Source organism: Bacillus luti, from assembly GCF_009739945.1.
Lineage (GTDB): Bacteria > Bacillota > Bacilli > Bacillales > Bacillaceae_G > Bacillus_A > Bacillus_A luti.
Genome location: NZ_CP040336.1, coordinates 2985827 through 3001790 on the forward strand (window position 1 = coordinate 2985827; position 15964 = coordinate 3001790).

Below are 15964 nucleotides of genomic sequence, written 5' to 3' on the forward strand. Positions count from 1 at the left end.
GATTTTTGAACTTCCTCTACTTTACGCTGTAACACGTTGTTTAAAGTGGAGACTCTCATGAATACAACAGTATCCTTAGACAATCCCTATAGTCCTTATGGTTAGAAGATTTATACACTACCCATCTCCACCTAATCCATCCCCTATCTAAATACACTTTGAGACGGGAATCTCATTATCCGTAAATTACTTAATAAATTCAGTATAAACGTATAAAAGCGCAAAGTTTGTCTAAATTTTGGAGATTCTATAATTTTTTTCTTCTTTATATTGTATACGTTTATAGCTATAGTATAACAACTAAATAAAAAAGTGCCTTTATAACGAGGCACTTTTCGAATGTATTTCTTCTCTTTTTTGTTTTCGTTTACTAACAATCTTTGATAAAGCGATACTAATTTCATAAATACAAATAAGCGGTACCGCTACTAAACTATGTGATAAAAAATCTGGTGGCGATATACACGATGCGATTATTATCAAGGCTACGTAAGCATATCTTCTTATTTTCACAAGAAATTCTGCTGTTAAAAGTCCAATACTCGTTAAAAACATCACCACTACAGGTAATTCAAAAATCACAGCGAATGGCACTGTTAAATTAAGTACAAAATGAAAATATTTTTCTGTAGTAAACATCGTATTAAACATTTCATTACCTATCGTAGTTAAAAAATGAAATAAAAACGGCATTACAACGAAATATCCAAAACATAAACCTAAAATAAATAATATAGACAATACCGGTATATACATCACTGTCATCTTTTGTTCATTTGGATGTAACCCCGGTTTTACAAATAACCAAATTTGTATAGCAGCAAAAGGAATTGTACAAACGATAGCAAATACTGTAGCAATCGAGAAAAAAATCCACAATACATCACTCGGTCCCAGAACTGTTAACTTCATCGGCAAATCTTTTACGAGCCAAAAATATATATCCTTCGTAAAAGTAAATCCAATAATTAAAAATAATACAAATGATAAGACTGTATATATTACTCGTTTACGAAGCTCAACAATATGTTCTACTACGCTCATTTCTTGATCTTCCATCTCGTTCACCACACTTTATTTATCCATTACAAGGAAAATTCATTACATTTTTTCTTTCTTTTCCTTCTCTTGAAATGCATCATCTGTCAATTCTTTCGTTGACTTTTTAAACTCTTTTAACGTTTCCCCTAAAGCCTTCCCGATTTCCGGCAATTTTTTAGGTCCAAATAAAATGAGTACAGCTACTAAAATTAAAATTAACCCTGGAAAGCCAATATTTGAAAACATTTCCCCATCCCCTTTATTAGTAGATTCCTTGTCCTACTATTACATAATTTTATTTTGTCAAAAAAGTTTGAAAACGTCAACAAATCCATTGGCTTTTGTCAAAAAAATTCAAAAATATAATCAATTATACAAATTTCATTTTCTATTGCCCTTGTGTATGATATGGTAAGGGAAACGACATATTATTTTATGATAGTAGAAAGGATTTTCATTATGACTGAAAAAATGACACGAATGACCCAATTTGTGAAAGAAGAAATTGCAAATGCAATTACACATGGTATCGGTGCCATTTTAAGCATCCCTGCCTTAATCATATTGATTATTCATGCCTCTAAGCATGGTACCGCATCTGCAGTAGTTGCATTTACGGTTTATGGTGTAAGCATGTTCTTACTGTACTTGTTTTCGACATTGTTACATAGCATTCACCATCCAAAGGTAGAAAAATTGTTCACTATTTTAGATCACTCAGCCATTTATTTATTAATCGCTGGCACGTATACTCCCTTTTTACTTATTACGCTTCGTGGACCATTAGGCTGGACGTTACTCGCTATTATATGGACACTAGCAATCGGAGGTATCATCTTCAAAATTTTCTTTGTACGTCGCTTTATTAAGGCATCAACGCTATGTTATATCATAATGGGCTGGCTCATAATCGTTGCTATTAAACCACTTTATGAAAATTTAACTGGCCATGGTTTTTCACTACTGTTAGCGGGCGGAATTTTATATTCTGTAGGAGCTATATTCTTCCTTTGGGAAAGGTTACCTTTCAATCATGCCATTTGGCATCTTTTCGTTTTAGGTGGTAGTGCGATGATGTTCTTCTGCGTACTCTTTTATGTCTTACCTACAGCGTAATAAAAAAGGTTTCAGCTTGATATAAGCTGAAACCTTTTTTACTACTTATGTAATTGAAATGCGATGACATCTTGAGTATGCTTCGTTAATTCTTTAATATCCATATCCGCATATTCTTCAGGTGTAATTGGCTTAGAAATCGTTACTGTTGCATGCGCTCGTTTCATGCGATTTCCATTCGCTTCAAACATTTTATATGTCCCATCTAATGTTACAGGTAAGATTGCTACACCAGATTTTACAGCAAGGTGAAAACTTCCAGCCTTAAACTCTCCAATTTCGCCACCTTTACTTCTCGTTCCTTCAGGGAAAATTACGATAGAATGTCCATTCTTTAACAGCTCAATTCCATCTTTAATCGCTTGAAGAGATTGACGACGATCATTACGATCCATAAATACACAATTCATAAGTTCCATCCAAGTTGGTACAACTGGGAACTTTTTAATCTCTGCCTTTGAAACGAAGCCAATTGGTTTATTTAAATAACCTAGTAAAACAGGGATATCCATATTACTTTGGTGATTACTTACAACTAGTACCGGCTTGTCTTTCGGAACATTTTCAAGTCCTTTAACTTCTACTGTTCCCCCAGCTACACGTACCATTTTCTTACCAAACCAATTTGTCGTTTTGTACACAGCATTATCTTTTTCTTGTGGCGACATCGTATTTACTTGTCTTTTAAGACGCCACATTCTCGGTGTAATCGTAATTACGATTAAAATTAAATAAAAGATTTTAAAAAACGTTTGAATCATACAGAACCCCCACCTATTATCATTCCGACCTTCATTATACTAGACAAACGAAGGAAAAAGAAGAAAAAATGTCCAAACAGCAAGTGTTTGGACATTTTTTAAGCATTCTATATTAGAAACGTTTTGCTAATTCACGAGCATTAGCAATTGCTGCTTCTTTAATTTCTTGTGCTTTTTCAGGGTTTGCATTCATACCTTCAACTGCAATATATTCAGTATCATTTACACCGACAAATCCTAATACAGTTTTTAAATGATTGCGTCCGAAGTCTACAGCTGCGTATGCTCCTTCAGAATATACGCCACCTGTTGCTTGAATGTGAAGTGCTTTTTTACCTTCTAATAAGCCAACTGGACCATTTTCAGTATATTTGAATGTTTTACCTGCGATTGCTACGTTATCTAAGTATGCTTTTACTACTGGTGGGTAGCTAAAGTTCCACATTGGAGTTACGAATACATAACGATCTGCATGCATAAATGTTTCTAAGTTTGTGTTCATTGCTGCAACTTTTTGTTGTTGAGCTTCAGTTAAAGTTTCAAAGCCTTCACCTGCTGCAAATTTACCCCAAGCAGCAAATACATCTGCATCGATTGCTGGTACTGTAGTGTTGAATAAATCAATTGTTACAACTTCGTGTTGTGGATGTTCGTTTTTATAAGCTTCGATGAAAGCTTCCCCTACTGCCATTCCGAAAGAACCTTCTGCTGAATTTGGATTTGCTGTAATAAATAGTACTTTTGTCATTGTATTCTCTCCCTTTTCACACTTTATCTTTAATTTGAGATTTATAATTTGAAAGTAAATAACTTACCTTATGTAAGTATAATACAAAAAGTTATGTTCGATGTCAATAAAAAATAGCTACTTTTTTTTCGTAAGTTAATGATTTATTTTATTTCCTTAAAATTTAGTATACAAATATTAAGAATTTTTTCATATAAAAAGGCTAGCTCTACAAATTATAGAGCTAGCCTTTTATTACATATTATTTTTGAAATACATGTTTTACTTTTTCAGCTGGAATATTACTTCCGCCTCTACCTTTTACATCTTCAATCATCATTGTAATGACCATATCTGGCGCATTTAAATCAAATGCAGCGAACCAACCTAGTTCTTTTCCTTCTGCCTCTTTTGATACTTTTAATTCTGCTGTGCCTGTTTTTCCAGCAAGAGTCATGCCATCAATTTTAGCAATTTTCCCTGTACCATCTGGATCATTAATTACTTTCGTCATAGCAGTTTTTAATATATCTTGATTTCCTTTTGAAATTACATTCTCTTTCCAAACTTTTGGTTGCTTATCTGTTTTAATAATATATGGAGAAGGTATGTTTCCGTCATTAACAATTGGTGCGTACGTTAATGCTAGATGAAGCGGCGTCATTAACACTTGCCCTTGTCCATAACCTGTGTCTGCCATTTGAATATCATTTTTAATACCATCATTTGCGATTTTCGAAGCTGGGAATCCATATTCAATTGGTAACTTCTCATCGAATCCGAATTTTTTCGCTTCACTCATAAATTTGTCTTTTCCGATTTTCAAAGCTTCTTGTGCGAAATAAATATTATCAGAATATTTCATCGCCTTATCAAAATCAATCGGATTTGCATCTTTTACACGCGTTACATAATAATTACCCCAAGAAGAATCTTTTGTCCATTTCAATCCTTCAATTTTCAACTCTTCTTTTGGATCAATCGTTTTCGTTTCAAGACCAATTGCAGCTGTAATTGGTTTAAATACAGAACCTGGTACTGATAATTGTGTAAAGCGATTTGTCATCGGTTTTTTCGGATCATTATTTACTGCATCGCGTTGTGCCTTTGACGCCCCTCTTGTAAGAGTATTTGGATTATAAGCTGGCGTGCTCACAAGTGCAAGTGTTTCTCCAGTCTTTGGATTAATTGCTGCACTTGATCCTACCTCATTTTTCATTTCAATATAAATTTCTTCTTGAACAGCACTATCAATCGTTAAAGTTACATTTTCTCCATCAACAGCTTCTGTTTTTGCTAAATTCTTTATTTCTTTTCCTTGTGCATCCTCTACAAAGACACGGCCACCTTTTTTACCGCGGAGCTTTTCTTCAAATACTTGCTCTAATCCAGCCTTACCAACTGGATCATCGGCTTGATAGCCTTTCTTTTGTAGCGTTTTTAAATCTTCAGCATTCACTTTTCCAATATAGCCCGTAAGATGTGCTGCCGCTTCTCCTAACGGATATGTACGAACATTTACAGGCTTTGTTGAAACACCAGGTAAATCAATATATGAATTTTGCGTTGCCCCTTCAGGTAATATTCCAATTGGTACGAGATAATTTGGTTTTACCCATTTAGCAGCTAGCTTTTGATCGATCTCTTCTACAGACATGTTTAACAACTTCGCTACAGTCTCTTTCGTTTGCGGAGCAGTATCGTCTAATTTTTCTGGAACTATTCCAATTTCAGAAGCTTTACCATTTACCGCAAGATATTTACCGTTACGGTCATATATTTCTCCACGTTTTGGCTCTGTCGTTTGCATACGAACTTTACTATCTTTCGTCATGCCTGGGAATATAAAATCAGGAGTCCAATCTATTTTCCAAGATTCTTTATCTCCATCTTTTTCTTTCACCATTTTCGCTTCATGCCCAAAAGTAATTTTGCCACCAACTGTATCCATACTTACTTTAAAAGGAACAGGACCTTCATCTTTTTTATCTTCTTTTATTTCTCCTGTTTCAACTTTTAAGTTCTTCACTTCAATGCCAGAATAAATTTTTTCATATTTCTCAGTGAACTCTTTCTTTGAAATATCTTTTCTTGCATTTTCTGATAATTGCTCATACATATCTGCAAATTTTTGTTTATTCCATGCTTTTGCATATGTATCAAACGCTTCTTGTGGTTTTTCTTCTTTACCGCATCCGACTAACATGAATGTTAAGCAAAGAAAAAGAATCCCCCATATCTTTTTCAATCGATTCTCCTCCTCTTTCTATACTAGTACTTTGAAAATTTTAGCATTTTTTTACATGCTATCTTTTATTATAGCACTATCGAATCTCATCTATAAACTTATATTGATGAATACAAATAAAAAGATTGATGTGAATTTTCACATCAATCTTTTTGATTATTGTTTCTTCTCATATACATGGTAGTAATACGTATACGGATTTTTTTCATCTGTTAAACCTTTTTCAACAAAAACTTCTTCCCAATTTGTCATATCCATTTCTGGGAAGAATGTATCTCCTTCAAATGCATAGTGGATTTTTGTTATATATAACTTGTCTACATAAGGTAAAAAGAGATCATAAATTTGTGCTCCGCCAAAAATAAAAATCTCTTCTTCATTTTTGCATAGTTCGAATACTTCTTCTACAGAATGAGCAACTTCACAACCTTCAACATGATACCCTTCATTACGAGTTACAATAATATTACGTCTTCCAGGCAGCGGTCTACCAATCGCTTCATAGTTCTTTCTTCCCATAATAAGTGGATGACCCATCGTTGTTTTCTTTACATACTGTAATTCACTTGGTAAACGCCAAGGTAAATTATTATCTTTACCAATTACTCTATTCTCGTCCATTGCGACCATAAATGAAACTATCATCTTTTCATCTCCTCTACAATTACACTGCAACTGGTGCTTTAATTGCTGGGTGTGGATCATATCCTTCAATTGTTAAATCTTCCATTTCAAAATCAAACACAGATTTCACATCTGGATTTAATGTAAGTTTCGGGAATGGACGTGGTTCACGTGCCAATTGCTTTTCTACTTGCTCAAAATGATTCGTATAAATGTGTGCATCTCCAATTGTATGAACAAATTCTCCCACTTCAAGTCCGCATTCATGTGCAATTAAATGTGTTAGTAGTGAGTAGCTTGCAATGTTAAAGGGAATTCCAAGGAATATATCTCCACTTCTTTGATATAACTGACAAGAAAGCTTTCCATCTGCTACATAAAACTGGAATAGCGTATGACAAGGCGGTAAGGCCATACTTGGTACATCTTCTGGATTCCAAGCAGAAACAATTAAGCGACGTGAATCAGGCGTTTTCTTAATCATATCAATTACATCTTTTAGCTGATCAAGTGTTTCACCAGCTGTCGTTTTCCAAGCACGCCATTGTTTTCCGTATACGTCTCCTAAATATCCAAACTTCTTGGAGAATGCATCGTCTTCTAAAACGTTCTTTTTAAACAATTCCATTTGCTCATCGTATTGCACTTTAAACTCTTCATCTTGTTGTGAACGAAGACCGAAATCTGTCATATCAGGACCAGTATACTCGTCACTTTCTACCCAGCTCTTAAACGCCCATTCATTCCAAATATTATTATTATGTTGCAATAAATAACGAATATTTGTATCACCTTTCATAAACCAAAGCAGTTCACTTGCTACAAGGCGAAATGGTACTCTCTTTGTCGTTAATAAAGGAAACCCTTTACTAAGATCAAAGCGCATTTGATATCCAAATACAGATACAGTTCCTGTCCCTGTACGATCTTCTTTTTTCGTACCGTTCTCCATTACGTGACGGCATAAATTTAAGTATTCATATTCAGCATGTTTCATATGTAGAAAAACCTTCTTTCAATCTTATATGCAATTTATCATAACATGAAAAACCATAAATTTAATAATCCTAATTAATAAAATTTCTTTCAGTAATTCTTACAAAATTATTAACTTTCCATATTTAAAAAGGTTTTCATTTTCTATTACCGAAAGTATAGTGCGGTAGGGAAAAATTTATATTTGGAGGTTAGAAATATGTCTAAAATTGAAACGCCTATTATGACTTCTTTACAAACAACGGTTGAAAAAATGATGAAGGATTTAAAAGTTCCTGGCGCTGCTATAGCTATTATAAAAGACGGCGAAGTTATTATTTCAGAAGGTTTTGGCTATCGAAATATAGAGACAAAAGAGCCCGTTACACCAAATACTTTATTCGCAATCGGTTCCTCAACGAAAGCTTTTGGTACACTCTCACTAAGCTTATTATCACAACAAAAAAAGTTTAATTGGGATACCCCTGTCCAGTCTTATATACCTAACTTCTCTTTATCTGACATATTAGCTAGTTCACAAGTTACAGGGCGTGATTTAGCTTCCCACCGCACTGGAGTAAGTCGTCACGATGCCCTCTGGTACAGTTCTTCTTTAACTCGTAAAGATTTAGTAGAAAAAATAAAACATTTATCACTTGATGCTCCGTTCCGCACAGCATTTCTTTATAACAACTTAATGTATGCGACAATTAGCTATATTGTGGAAAACATTACGAATCAAACGTGGGAACAATACGCTACAGAACATATTTTAGAGCCGTTACATATGAGGCATACAAACTTCTCTATTACAGATTCACAACATACAGATGATTACGCATTACCTTACGCTGAAGAAAATGGTGAAATAAAAGAAATACCATTCCGAAATATTGATACAGTTGGAGCTGCTGGATGTATTAACTCTACCATTGAAGATATGGCAAAATGGGTCCAGCTCCATTTAAACGAAGGGAAAATAGAAAATCATGATTTGATTTCTACTGAACTACTCCAAGAAATGTATACACCACATACACCAATCCCGGATCAGCCAATACTAGCAACAAGTGAATCACCATTAAACAGCTACGGATTAGGTTGGTTTATTAGCGCTTACCGCGGTTATAAACTTATTCATCATGGTGGTAATATTGATGGATTTTCTGCTCTTGCGTCATTTATGCCAAACGAAAAGATCGGTATTATTGTACTAACAAATTCCGGGCAAACTTTACTTCCTACTTACATTACAAAACATATATATGACGAACTTCTCGGACTAGAATTTATCGACTGGCATGAACGTGCTGTAGAAGATAGTGAAAAAATGAGAGAAATGATGAAGGAGACATTGGAATCCCTTCCTGAAGCAATAAACGGGACTACACCTTCTCACAAATTAGAGGACTACACCGGTACTTTTGAACATCCTGCTTATGGAACATTACAAGTATACAAACGAGATGAATCCCTATATGTACAATTTATGGAGATGGAGATTCCATTGCAGCATCATCACTACGACATTTTCTCGGCACCAATCGACTTATTCCAAATGAAAATGAGCCTATTATTTGCTTATGAAATGAATGTAAGTGGTGAATTCCCATCCCTTCAGTTACATGTACCTGCTATGTTAAGTACACAGCCGCTTGCATTTACGAAAGCTAAATAGTTCATTTAATAGTAATCAAAAAAGTAGGTGTGGAATTACACACCTACTTTTCCTATTTTTCATTTATTATTTCACTCTCAAACCAAATTGGCTTCGATAGTTCAAAGTTTTTATGATCTTCTAACACAATAGTAAGACGCTCTAACGTATCATCTAACATATGCGGTGCTGCTCGTAAAGACCAAACAACTGAAGAGAAAACCGTCATTCCAACGTATACTGCATATAACCTCCAAAACTCTTCTGGTATTTCTCCATTATAATAGCCTACTATTTGCCCGATGGAATACGGAATACTAATATCTCTTGCAAATAGTGCAATTTTTACGAAATCATGAAGCGGGTCGCCCCAATCGTAGCCATTAAAATCAACAATACCTACATATTTCCCGTCCCGTAAGATTATATTCTCTAAATGAAAATCATCGTGTTGAAATCGATTTGGGCGGTTCTTTAAATATTTTTCATTTTCATCTATAAACTTTATGATTTTATCATCATTTTTTATTTGTATGCCACATGTTTTATATGCATCTAAATATTTTCGATGTTTTTTCATTGCTCTTTCATACCATGGAAGTATATCATTAGGAGCTTCATATGTATGCATTTTTGCTAAATCTTTCCCTGCCTCTATACCGATCTCATATTGTTCTTTTGGTGAGTACGTAGGCAATAGCTTCTTCGCATCTTCCCCTTCTAAATATGAAAAAATGCCATAGCATAAACCTTCTTCTGCCAACAAACCCATTTCAATTGGTTTTTGTGCTTGCACTCTACGGTTTTGCATTTCATTTAAAATTTGAAACTCTATTTTCTTTCTTTCATACTCTTTTATATCGCCTGTCCGCAATAAATATTTTTCATTATTCGTATTCGTAATTATATATTTCTTATCAGGTGAGAAACCTTTAGAAATTTCTTTAATATCCACTGCATCTTTTACTATTTGTATATTGTTTTGCCCTACTGTAATTGTCTTCATGTATATTCCCCTTACATTTCTACATTTGGTGTATACGCTACTTCTATAATAAACCCATTCGGATCATAAAAATCAATCGTATAGTACCCTTCCGAATAATGATTCATTTCAATCGGACCCCGTATTACTTTCACTTTTGTGCTAAAAATAAACTCTGCTACTTCATCAACTACTCCTCTATGAATAGCTTGATAACAAATATGTCTTGGCCCTAAAGTCCTTACTATTTCCTCATCTACTTCTTTAAAATATATCTCACTTTCTCCTGTGCTATATGCTACTTCGTTTAACTTTCTCCATCCAATTATGAAAAACAACTTATCATAAAAAGAAATGGACTCCTCTAAATCCTTTACCCAAAATTCAATATGATGAATACGCTCCTTGTACTACTTGCACAATTTCCATCGGTGTATGAACCATATAATCCGGTGCATCTTTTTTTACTGTTTCAATGACATCATACCCCCAAGATACCCAAATTACATTCACACCAGCCTTTTTACACGCTGCTACATCTCTCTGCTCATCACCAACGTATAACATATCTTGCTCTGTTAGCTTTTTCGATTTTAAAAATCTTTTTATCATTTTATCTTTACCGAATAAATTTTTAGAACAGTACACTTCCTGAATGTTTTCTATTCCATTGTTGTGTAAAAATGCCCGAATATGTTCTTCTGAGTTCGATGATATGACTGCAATTCCGTATCCTTTTTTATGTAATTCATCTAATACATCCTTCATTCCATGAAATAAAATGAGATCTTTTATAGCGGGTTGATATAATTTGTAAAACTCTAACGCTAAAATAGGAAGCTTATACAGTGGTACATCAAGCTTTTTACATCTCTCAGACATAGTCAATTTTCGTAAAGGCTCAATTTCTTCTTCACTAACGGTCTTATAGCCATGCTTCTCAGCAAGTTGATTATAAATCGGTACAAATATATTTTGTGAATCTACTAATGTGCCATCAAAGTCAAAAACAATATATTTTTGCATCCCCATACTCCCTTTATTTCTTTTTTTTCCTAAACCTCTGTTATTCAACAACATTGTTTCCTTACCCTTCTATAAGCATAAAAAAGAACAAGATTTTCTCTTGTTCTTTTTAAGACAGCCATTTTGGCGGTACATTCGTATTCCAATAAATATTTCCTAACTCATGATGTCCTGAGTATCCATCATCAAAACGGTGATAGTGGAAGTTAAAATAATAACCATCTTGCGGTGGATGATCTCTTCTTACATGAAATCGCAGTAAGTCATTTCCTGATTTTGTATCATAAACGTGAAAAATTTTCTCATTATTTCCACCAGCTGGTCTTTGAGAAATCGCTAACGATTGTAACGATTCTTCTGGTACATCATTTGCCAGTTCAGCAATTGCTTCTTCAATTTTCGGTAAAACTACATCTTTAAACTCATCTTCAATTACTGGACCAATTTTAGTACCAAACTTTTGCATCGACTGTTTCTCTGCTTCTTGCATTGCATAAGTAATAAAAGTATCGGTGGTTAACCTATCATTCGTTTCTTCATATGTATAGGACGTACTCTCCAAATTTTGTTGCCTAGCTGTGCTCGTAGGCTTGTCCGCAGCTTTGGCATTATCAAGCAATATGGAAGGAGGCGTCACTAAACCAAATGTAAATACGGTAATTAATGCGACTAAGGTTTTTCTAAACCAATTTGGCATTTATGTTCCCTCCCCTTTCACTCATTATATTTTATATAACGGTTGTTTCTTCTATTATACAAAATGATTGTAATTTTTGCACTTTACAAATTTGTTAACGTTCACATATTTTTCACTTGAATATGAAATTGTAAGATTTCATACACTATAAATAACAACAATGAGGAGGCGACCAGATGACTTTAGATGTCATGTATTCTGCCGCAAGCATACTCGTTCTAGTATATTTTATTTATCAATGTGTTACAGACTAGAAAAAGAGCCATTTTCAGGCTCTTTTTCTATGGTAAAAATACAATCCAACCCATCAATAATATAAAAACAATCCCGGCGATTACAGCTGGAAATAAATAAAAATGAGAAAGTATAATGATTCCATACAAAAGTATTACTGGAAGTAGTAAATAACGATCCGCCTTCCACCTTAACAAAAGTAATTTCCCTTCTTCACAATATAAATGAAGAAACATTTTTTGCGTAAACGCATTCCAATAATCACGTGCATAACGTGAAATTGCAAATAAAGCAAATACGAGAATAATAGCTGCAATCCACCTTGGAGTCATAATTATACTTGCAGTGCTTATACATACAATTTGAATATAAAATATTCGCACAGTACTTGTACGGAAAAATTCTTTCAAAAAAGATTCAACAATACGAGAATCAGCTTTCTTCCCTAAAAACCTTTTAGAACGTGGAAACATCCATGGTTTTTTGTTCGAACTACTCGGCTTAACAGTATGGCCACCAACTTGCATAATCCCGCTCGTCCAGCGCATACTTTCTTCTTTTTCCTTTTCGACTTCTTTATAAAAGTAATTTTTATAATTCATCTTCTCTTTTACTAATACAATAATTAAAGAAATTGCTAGACTGATACATGGAATTGAATAAAATGGATTTTTATAAATAAAAAATAAACTAATTCCCGTAAAGGATACGCTCATAGAAAATATTACATTTTTTACAATCCATAAAACCCATCGTTTCCCAACACGTACATGAATAAATCTCGTCAACAACGACAGTAAAAATCGAAATACAGTAAAGAATGCCCAAAATAATACGATTTGTATCTCTGTTACTTTGATGCCTTTCATCAACACTGGTAACATAATAACGACTACTATTCCATTCGTTATCGCTATTCGAACAAATGTGTAAATCATGCCATACTGAACTAATTTTTGCATATGAGCTGGATACGAAATTAAAAACAAACTATCTGCTTGTTCAAAAAATGAGCGAACTCCTCTCGAATATGTTACAAGATAAAATACGAGTAACCCTAATCCGAAGTAAATCGTCTCTTCCATTGATAATTCATTTACCCATAGTGACCGGTAATAGATTCCCATAAATATAAAAGCTGGAATAATAATATATAACGCAACTGTCCAATCTGTTACCGAACGTATAGACTTCCATTTCCGCTCAAGTTCATGACGCAATCTTTTATAAAACTGTTGTTTAATCATGTTGTTCACGCCTTACAATTACATCAAAACAGTCTAATAATGAACTCCCTGGCATTTCCGCTAACGTTTGAATCGTGTTTAGGTTTCCATCCGCTACTAATGTTCCTTGTGAAATGAGCAAAAATCTTTCACAAATTCTTTCAGCGGTATCTAATACGTGCGTACAAAGTAAAATTCCTGCCCCGCGTTCTTTCTCTTTATATAGATAACTTAAAAATTCTTTTGTAGCTACTGGATCTAAACCGATAAAAGGTTCGTCAATTATATAAAAATCTGGTTCAGTTAAAAACGCCAATATGAGCATCGATTTTTGTTTCATACCTTTTGAAAACTTTGATAAATACTCATGCTTATGCTTATCCATTCGAAATGTATGTAATAATTGTTCCGCCCGTTCTTCCCAGCTTCCAATTTCACTTCCACGAGCTGCCATTAATAATTCAATATGTTCCCAAAGCGTCAAATAATCATAATAAGTTGGATGTTCTGGCACGTATGCATACGGATTTTTCTTTTCGCCAAATGAGATTTCACCATTCATATTTACAAGTAAACCGAGCATCGTTTTAATCGTCGTACTTTTCCCGGCACCATTCGCACCAATAAGAGCAACTAGTTCACCTTTTTCGATGGAAAAAGCAATATCATGAATTGTTTTTTCACCTATTTCATATCCAGCAGAGCGGATATTTACTTTTAACATACATTCCCCTTATTTCCATTTTCAATACAATCAAGGAAAAGAATAACATACAACTATCTATATATCACTATAAAATATTTATTTTCCTAGCAGGAAAAAACGCTTTTTAACAGAATATTAAATGTTTGATTACATTTTATTGGAGTGGATAGTATGTCTTTTCAAATTCGTGAAGCGACGATAGGCGATCTTGATGCACTTTGCTCTTTAACGAAAGAATTAAAAGGTTCCTCTATTTCCTATGAAGATATGAATAACCGATTGCAATTCGTACAAATGAGTCCTCTTGATTTTTATATGTTTACGAGGAAGAAGAAACTATATTTGGATTACTTGGGTTTCGTATACGTGAAAATTTAGAAGATGTAACTCGGTATGGAGAAATTTCAATTATTAGCGTTGATTCAACAATAAGGCGTAAAGGCATTGGACAAGTGTTAATGGATTATGCAGAGCAATTAGCAAAGAAGCATAATTGCATTGGCACATGGCTAGTTAGTGGAACAAAAAGGGTAGAAGCTCATCCTTTTTACAAAAAATTAGGATATGAAGTAAATGGATATCGATTTGTAAAACATTTTTAAACTACTTATAAATTGAAAGGACTATAACTATGACAAACATTAAAGCAATTTTCATTGATCGTGACGGTACAATTGGCGGCGACACTACAATACATTACCCAGGCTCTTTTACATTATTTCCTTTTACAAAAGCAGCCTTAAAAAAACTAAAAGCTCAAAATATAAAGCTTTTCTCTTTCACAAATCAACCGGGTATCGCAGATGGAATAGCGACTGTAACTGACTTTGTACAAGAATTAGAAAGTTTCGGTTTTGATGATATTTACCTATGTCCCCACAAACACAGTGATGATTGTGAGTGCCGTAAACCAAGTACAGGTATGCTTCTTAAAGCAGCGGAAAAACATGGACTAGATTTAACGCAATGCGCTGTAGTTGGTGATCGATGGACTGATATTGTTGCAGGAGCAGAAGTAAACGCGACAACGATTTTAGTACGAACGGGCGCTGGATATGATGCTTTACATACGTACCGAGACAAGTGGGCACATATTGAGCCGAACTACATTGCAGAAAACTTTGAAGATGCAACAAACTGGATATTAAATCAACTGTAAAACAATTTAAAAGAGACGTTTCACTCTGTAAAATAAAAAAATAGCAATATAAATCCTCTCTTGTTTTTGTAAGAGAGGATTTATATTGCAGGTTTTGATTCACACGCCACAATGTAAAACATTGTTTACGTTGCCTTTTGAGAAACAAACATTACAAATCACATCATATTTTTATCACTACTATCAATACAATTCTCTGAACAAATAACATCGATATTAACAATACTTGTCATACCCTCCATCTCAGACTGTCAAATCATTTTCTGATTTTATATTAATCGCTTCTTGTAGAAGGCGTTGGAGGATGGCAGCAAAAACAGCAATAACGAGCGAAGCAAAAATGATGATGAATCCCATTAATCCAATTGGAGGATCAACTTTCTTCGCTATAAAACGAAAGAGTGGCATAGCTACTATATACAAACCGCTGATTGTAATTGCACAACATTTTATGTTCTTTAACGCCTTTACAGATAATTCCGAGAAAGCTCTGTTCCTGTCAATATATTGCAAAAGATTAAAAGCCTGATGGAGAGCAATGTAAAAAGGTAAAGCGGCTCCATACATGACAATAAAAACAAAATATTTCATCAGGATAATATTTGGATACAACTCTGCCGCGAAATTCGCCATTTTGGGCACTAAAAATATACATAAAGCAAGCACTGCAATTCCAGCCAGAAAAATAATTACTTTTAAGAAAGTAGTTGAACCTCGTTTAACATTCATTTACAATACCTCACTTATTTAATGACAATATGATTTTATCACACGTTTTATCG

General features: G+C 34.0%; 17 protein-coding genes and 1 pseudogene. 4 read left to right on the forward strand and 14 right to left on the reverse strand.

The window, feature by feature from the left end; genetic code table 11:
- Positions 1–318: 318 nt before the first annotated feature.
- Positions 319–1059 (reverse strand): twin-arginine translocase subunit TatC, encoded by a 741-nt coding sequence (gene tatC / locus EUC40_RS15225; RefSeq protein ID WP_071709501.1) that lies wholly within the window; start codon positions 1057–1059, stop codon positions 319–321.
- Positions 1060–1101: 42 nt separating this feature from the next.
- Positions 1102–1287, reverse strand: coding sequence for a twin-arginine translocase TatA/TatE family subunit (locus EUC40_RS15230; RefSeq protein WP_000492443.1), 186 nt, complete (start codon positions 1285–1287; stop codon positions 1102–1104).
- 213 nt (positions 1288–1500) lie between these two features.
- On the opposite strand from EUC40_RS15230, the gene trhA reads away from it, so the two are divergent.
- Positions 1501–2157, forward strand: coding sequence for a PAQR family membrane homeostasis protein TrhA (trhA, locus tag EUC40_RS15235; protein WP_071709500.1), 657 nt, complete (start codon positions 1501–1503; stop codon positions 2155–2157).
- A 41-nt stretch (positions 2158–2198) separates the two neighbouring features.
- On the opposite strand, the gene EUC40_RS15240 is transcribed toward trhA, so the two are convergent.
- The 5 genes from EUC40_RS15240 to EUC40_RS15260 form a co-directional block, all read right to left on the reverse strand.
- Complete coding sequence (locus tag EUC40_RS15240; RefSeq protein ID WP_156575861.1) at positions 2199–2918, reverse strand: lysophospholipid acyltransferase family protein; 720 nt, start codon at positions 2916–2918, stop codon at positions 2199–2201.
- Between the two features lie 112 nt (positions 2919–3030).
- On the reverse strand, positions 3031–3666 hold the full coding sequence (locus EUC40_RS15245) for an FMN-dependent NADH-azoreductase (protein WP_156575862.1): 636 nt from the start codon (positions 3664–3666) through the stop codon (positions 3031–3033).
- Positions 3667–3907: 241 nt separating this feature from the next.
- Positions 3908–5893, reverse strand: a complete 1986-nt coding sequence (pbpC, locus tag EUC40_RS15250; protein ID WP_156575863.1) for a penicillin-binding protein 3 — start codon at positions 5891–5893, stop codon at positions 3908–3910.
- Positions 5894–6049: 156 nt separating this feature from the next.
- Positions 6050–6538, reverse strand: coding sequence for a dihydrofolate reductase (locus tag EUC40_RS15255; protein WP_156575864.1), 489 nt, complete (start codon positions 6536–6538; stop codon positions 6050–6052).
- 19 nt (positions 6539–6557) lie between these two features.
- The gene (locus tag EUC40_RS15260; protein WP_071709496.1) at positions 6558–7514 is read right to left on the reverse strand and encodes a thymidylate synthase; all 957 of its coding nucleotides are present in this window, start codon (positions 7512–7514) and stop codon (positions 6558–6560) included.
- Between the two features lie 198 nt (positions 7515–7712).
- On the opposite strand from EUC40_RS15260, the gene EUC40_RS15265 reads away from it, so the two are divergent.
- Positions 7713–9170 carry a serine hydrolase gene (locus EUC40_RS15265; RefSeq protein WP_156575865.1) on the forward strand — a complete coding sequence of 486 codons (1458 nt, stop codon included), beginning with the start codon at positions 7713–7715 and terminating at the stop codon, positions 9168–9170.
- Positions 9171–9222: 52 nt separating this feature from the next.
- On the opposite strand, the gene EUC40_RS15270 is transcribed toward EUC40_RS15265, so the two are convergent.
- The 6 genes from EUC40_RS15270 to EUC40_RS15295 form a co-directional block, all read right to left on the reverse strand.
- Positions 9223–10155, reverse strand: a complete 933-nt coding sequence (locus EUC40_RS15270; protein ID WP_156575866.1) for an aminoglycoside phosphotransferase family protein — start codon at positions 10153–10155, stop codon at positions 9223–9225.
- Positions 10156–10166: 11 nt separating this feature from the next.
- Positions 10167–10532 carry a VOC family protein gene (locus EUC40_RS15275; RefSeq protein WP_156575867.1) on the reverse strand — a complete coding sequence of 122 codons (366 nt, stop codon included), beginning with the start codon at positions 10530–10532 and terminating at the stop codon, positions 10167–10169.
- Positions 10519–11160 carry an HAD family hydrolase gene (locus tag EUC40_RS15280; protein WP_208814610.1) on the reverse strand — a complete coding sequence of 214 codons (642 nt, stop codon included), beginning with the start codon at positions 11158–11160 and terminating at the stop codon, positions 10519–10521. Before EUC40_RS15280 ends, EUC40_RS15275 begins: the two co-directional genes overlap by 14 nt.
- 109 nt (positions 11161–11269) lie before the next feature.
- Positions 11270–11857, reverse strand: a complete 588-nt coding sequence (locus tag EUC40_RS15285; protein WP_071709491.1) for a YpjP family protein — start codon at positions 11855–11857, stop codon at positions 11270–11272.
- Between the two features lie 281 nt (positions 11858–12138).
- Complete coding sequence (locus tag EUC40_RS15290; RefSeq protein ID WP_156575869.1) at positions 12139–13338, reverse strand: ABC transporter permease; 1200 nt, start codon at positions 13336–13338, stop codon at positions 12139–12141.
- On the reverse strand, positions 13331–14041 hold the full coding sequence (locus EUC40_RS15295) for an ABC transporter ATP-binding protein (protein WP_156575870.1): 711 nt from the start codon (positions 14039–14041) through the stop codon (positions 13331–13333). The genes EUC40_RS15290 and EUC40_RS15295 overlap by 8 nt, the downstream gene beginning before the upstream one ends.
- 153 nt (positions 14042–14194) lie before the next feature.
- Here EUC40_RS15295 and EUC40_RS15300 point away from each other — a divergent pair.
- A pseudogene (locus EUC40_RS15300) lies at positions 14195–14625 on the forward strand (GNAT family N-acetyltransferase).
- Positions 14626–14654: 29 nt separating this feature from the next.
- Positions 14655–15182: an HAD-IIIA family hydrolase gene (locus tag EUC40_RS15305; protein WP_156575871.1), complete on the forward strand. Its 528-nt coding sequence runs from the start codon at positions 14655–14657 to the stop codon at positions 15180–15182.
- Between the two features lie 243 nt (positions 15183–15425).
- On the opposite strand, the gene EUC40_RS15310 is transcribed toward EUC40_RS15305, so the two are convergent.
- On the reverse strand, positions 15426–15911 hold the full coding sequence (locus EUC40_RS15310; protein WP_071709486.1) for a DUF2975 domain-containing protein: 486 nt from the start codon (positions 15909–15911) through the stop codon (positions 15426–15428).
- Positions 15912–15964: the final 53 nt, after the last annotated feature.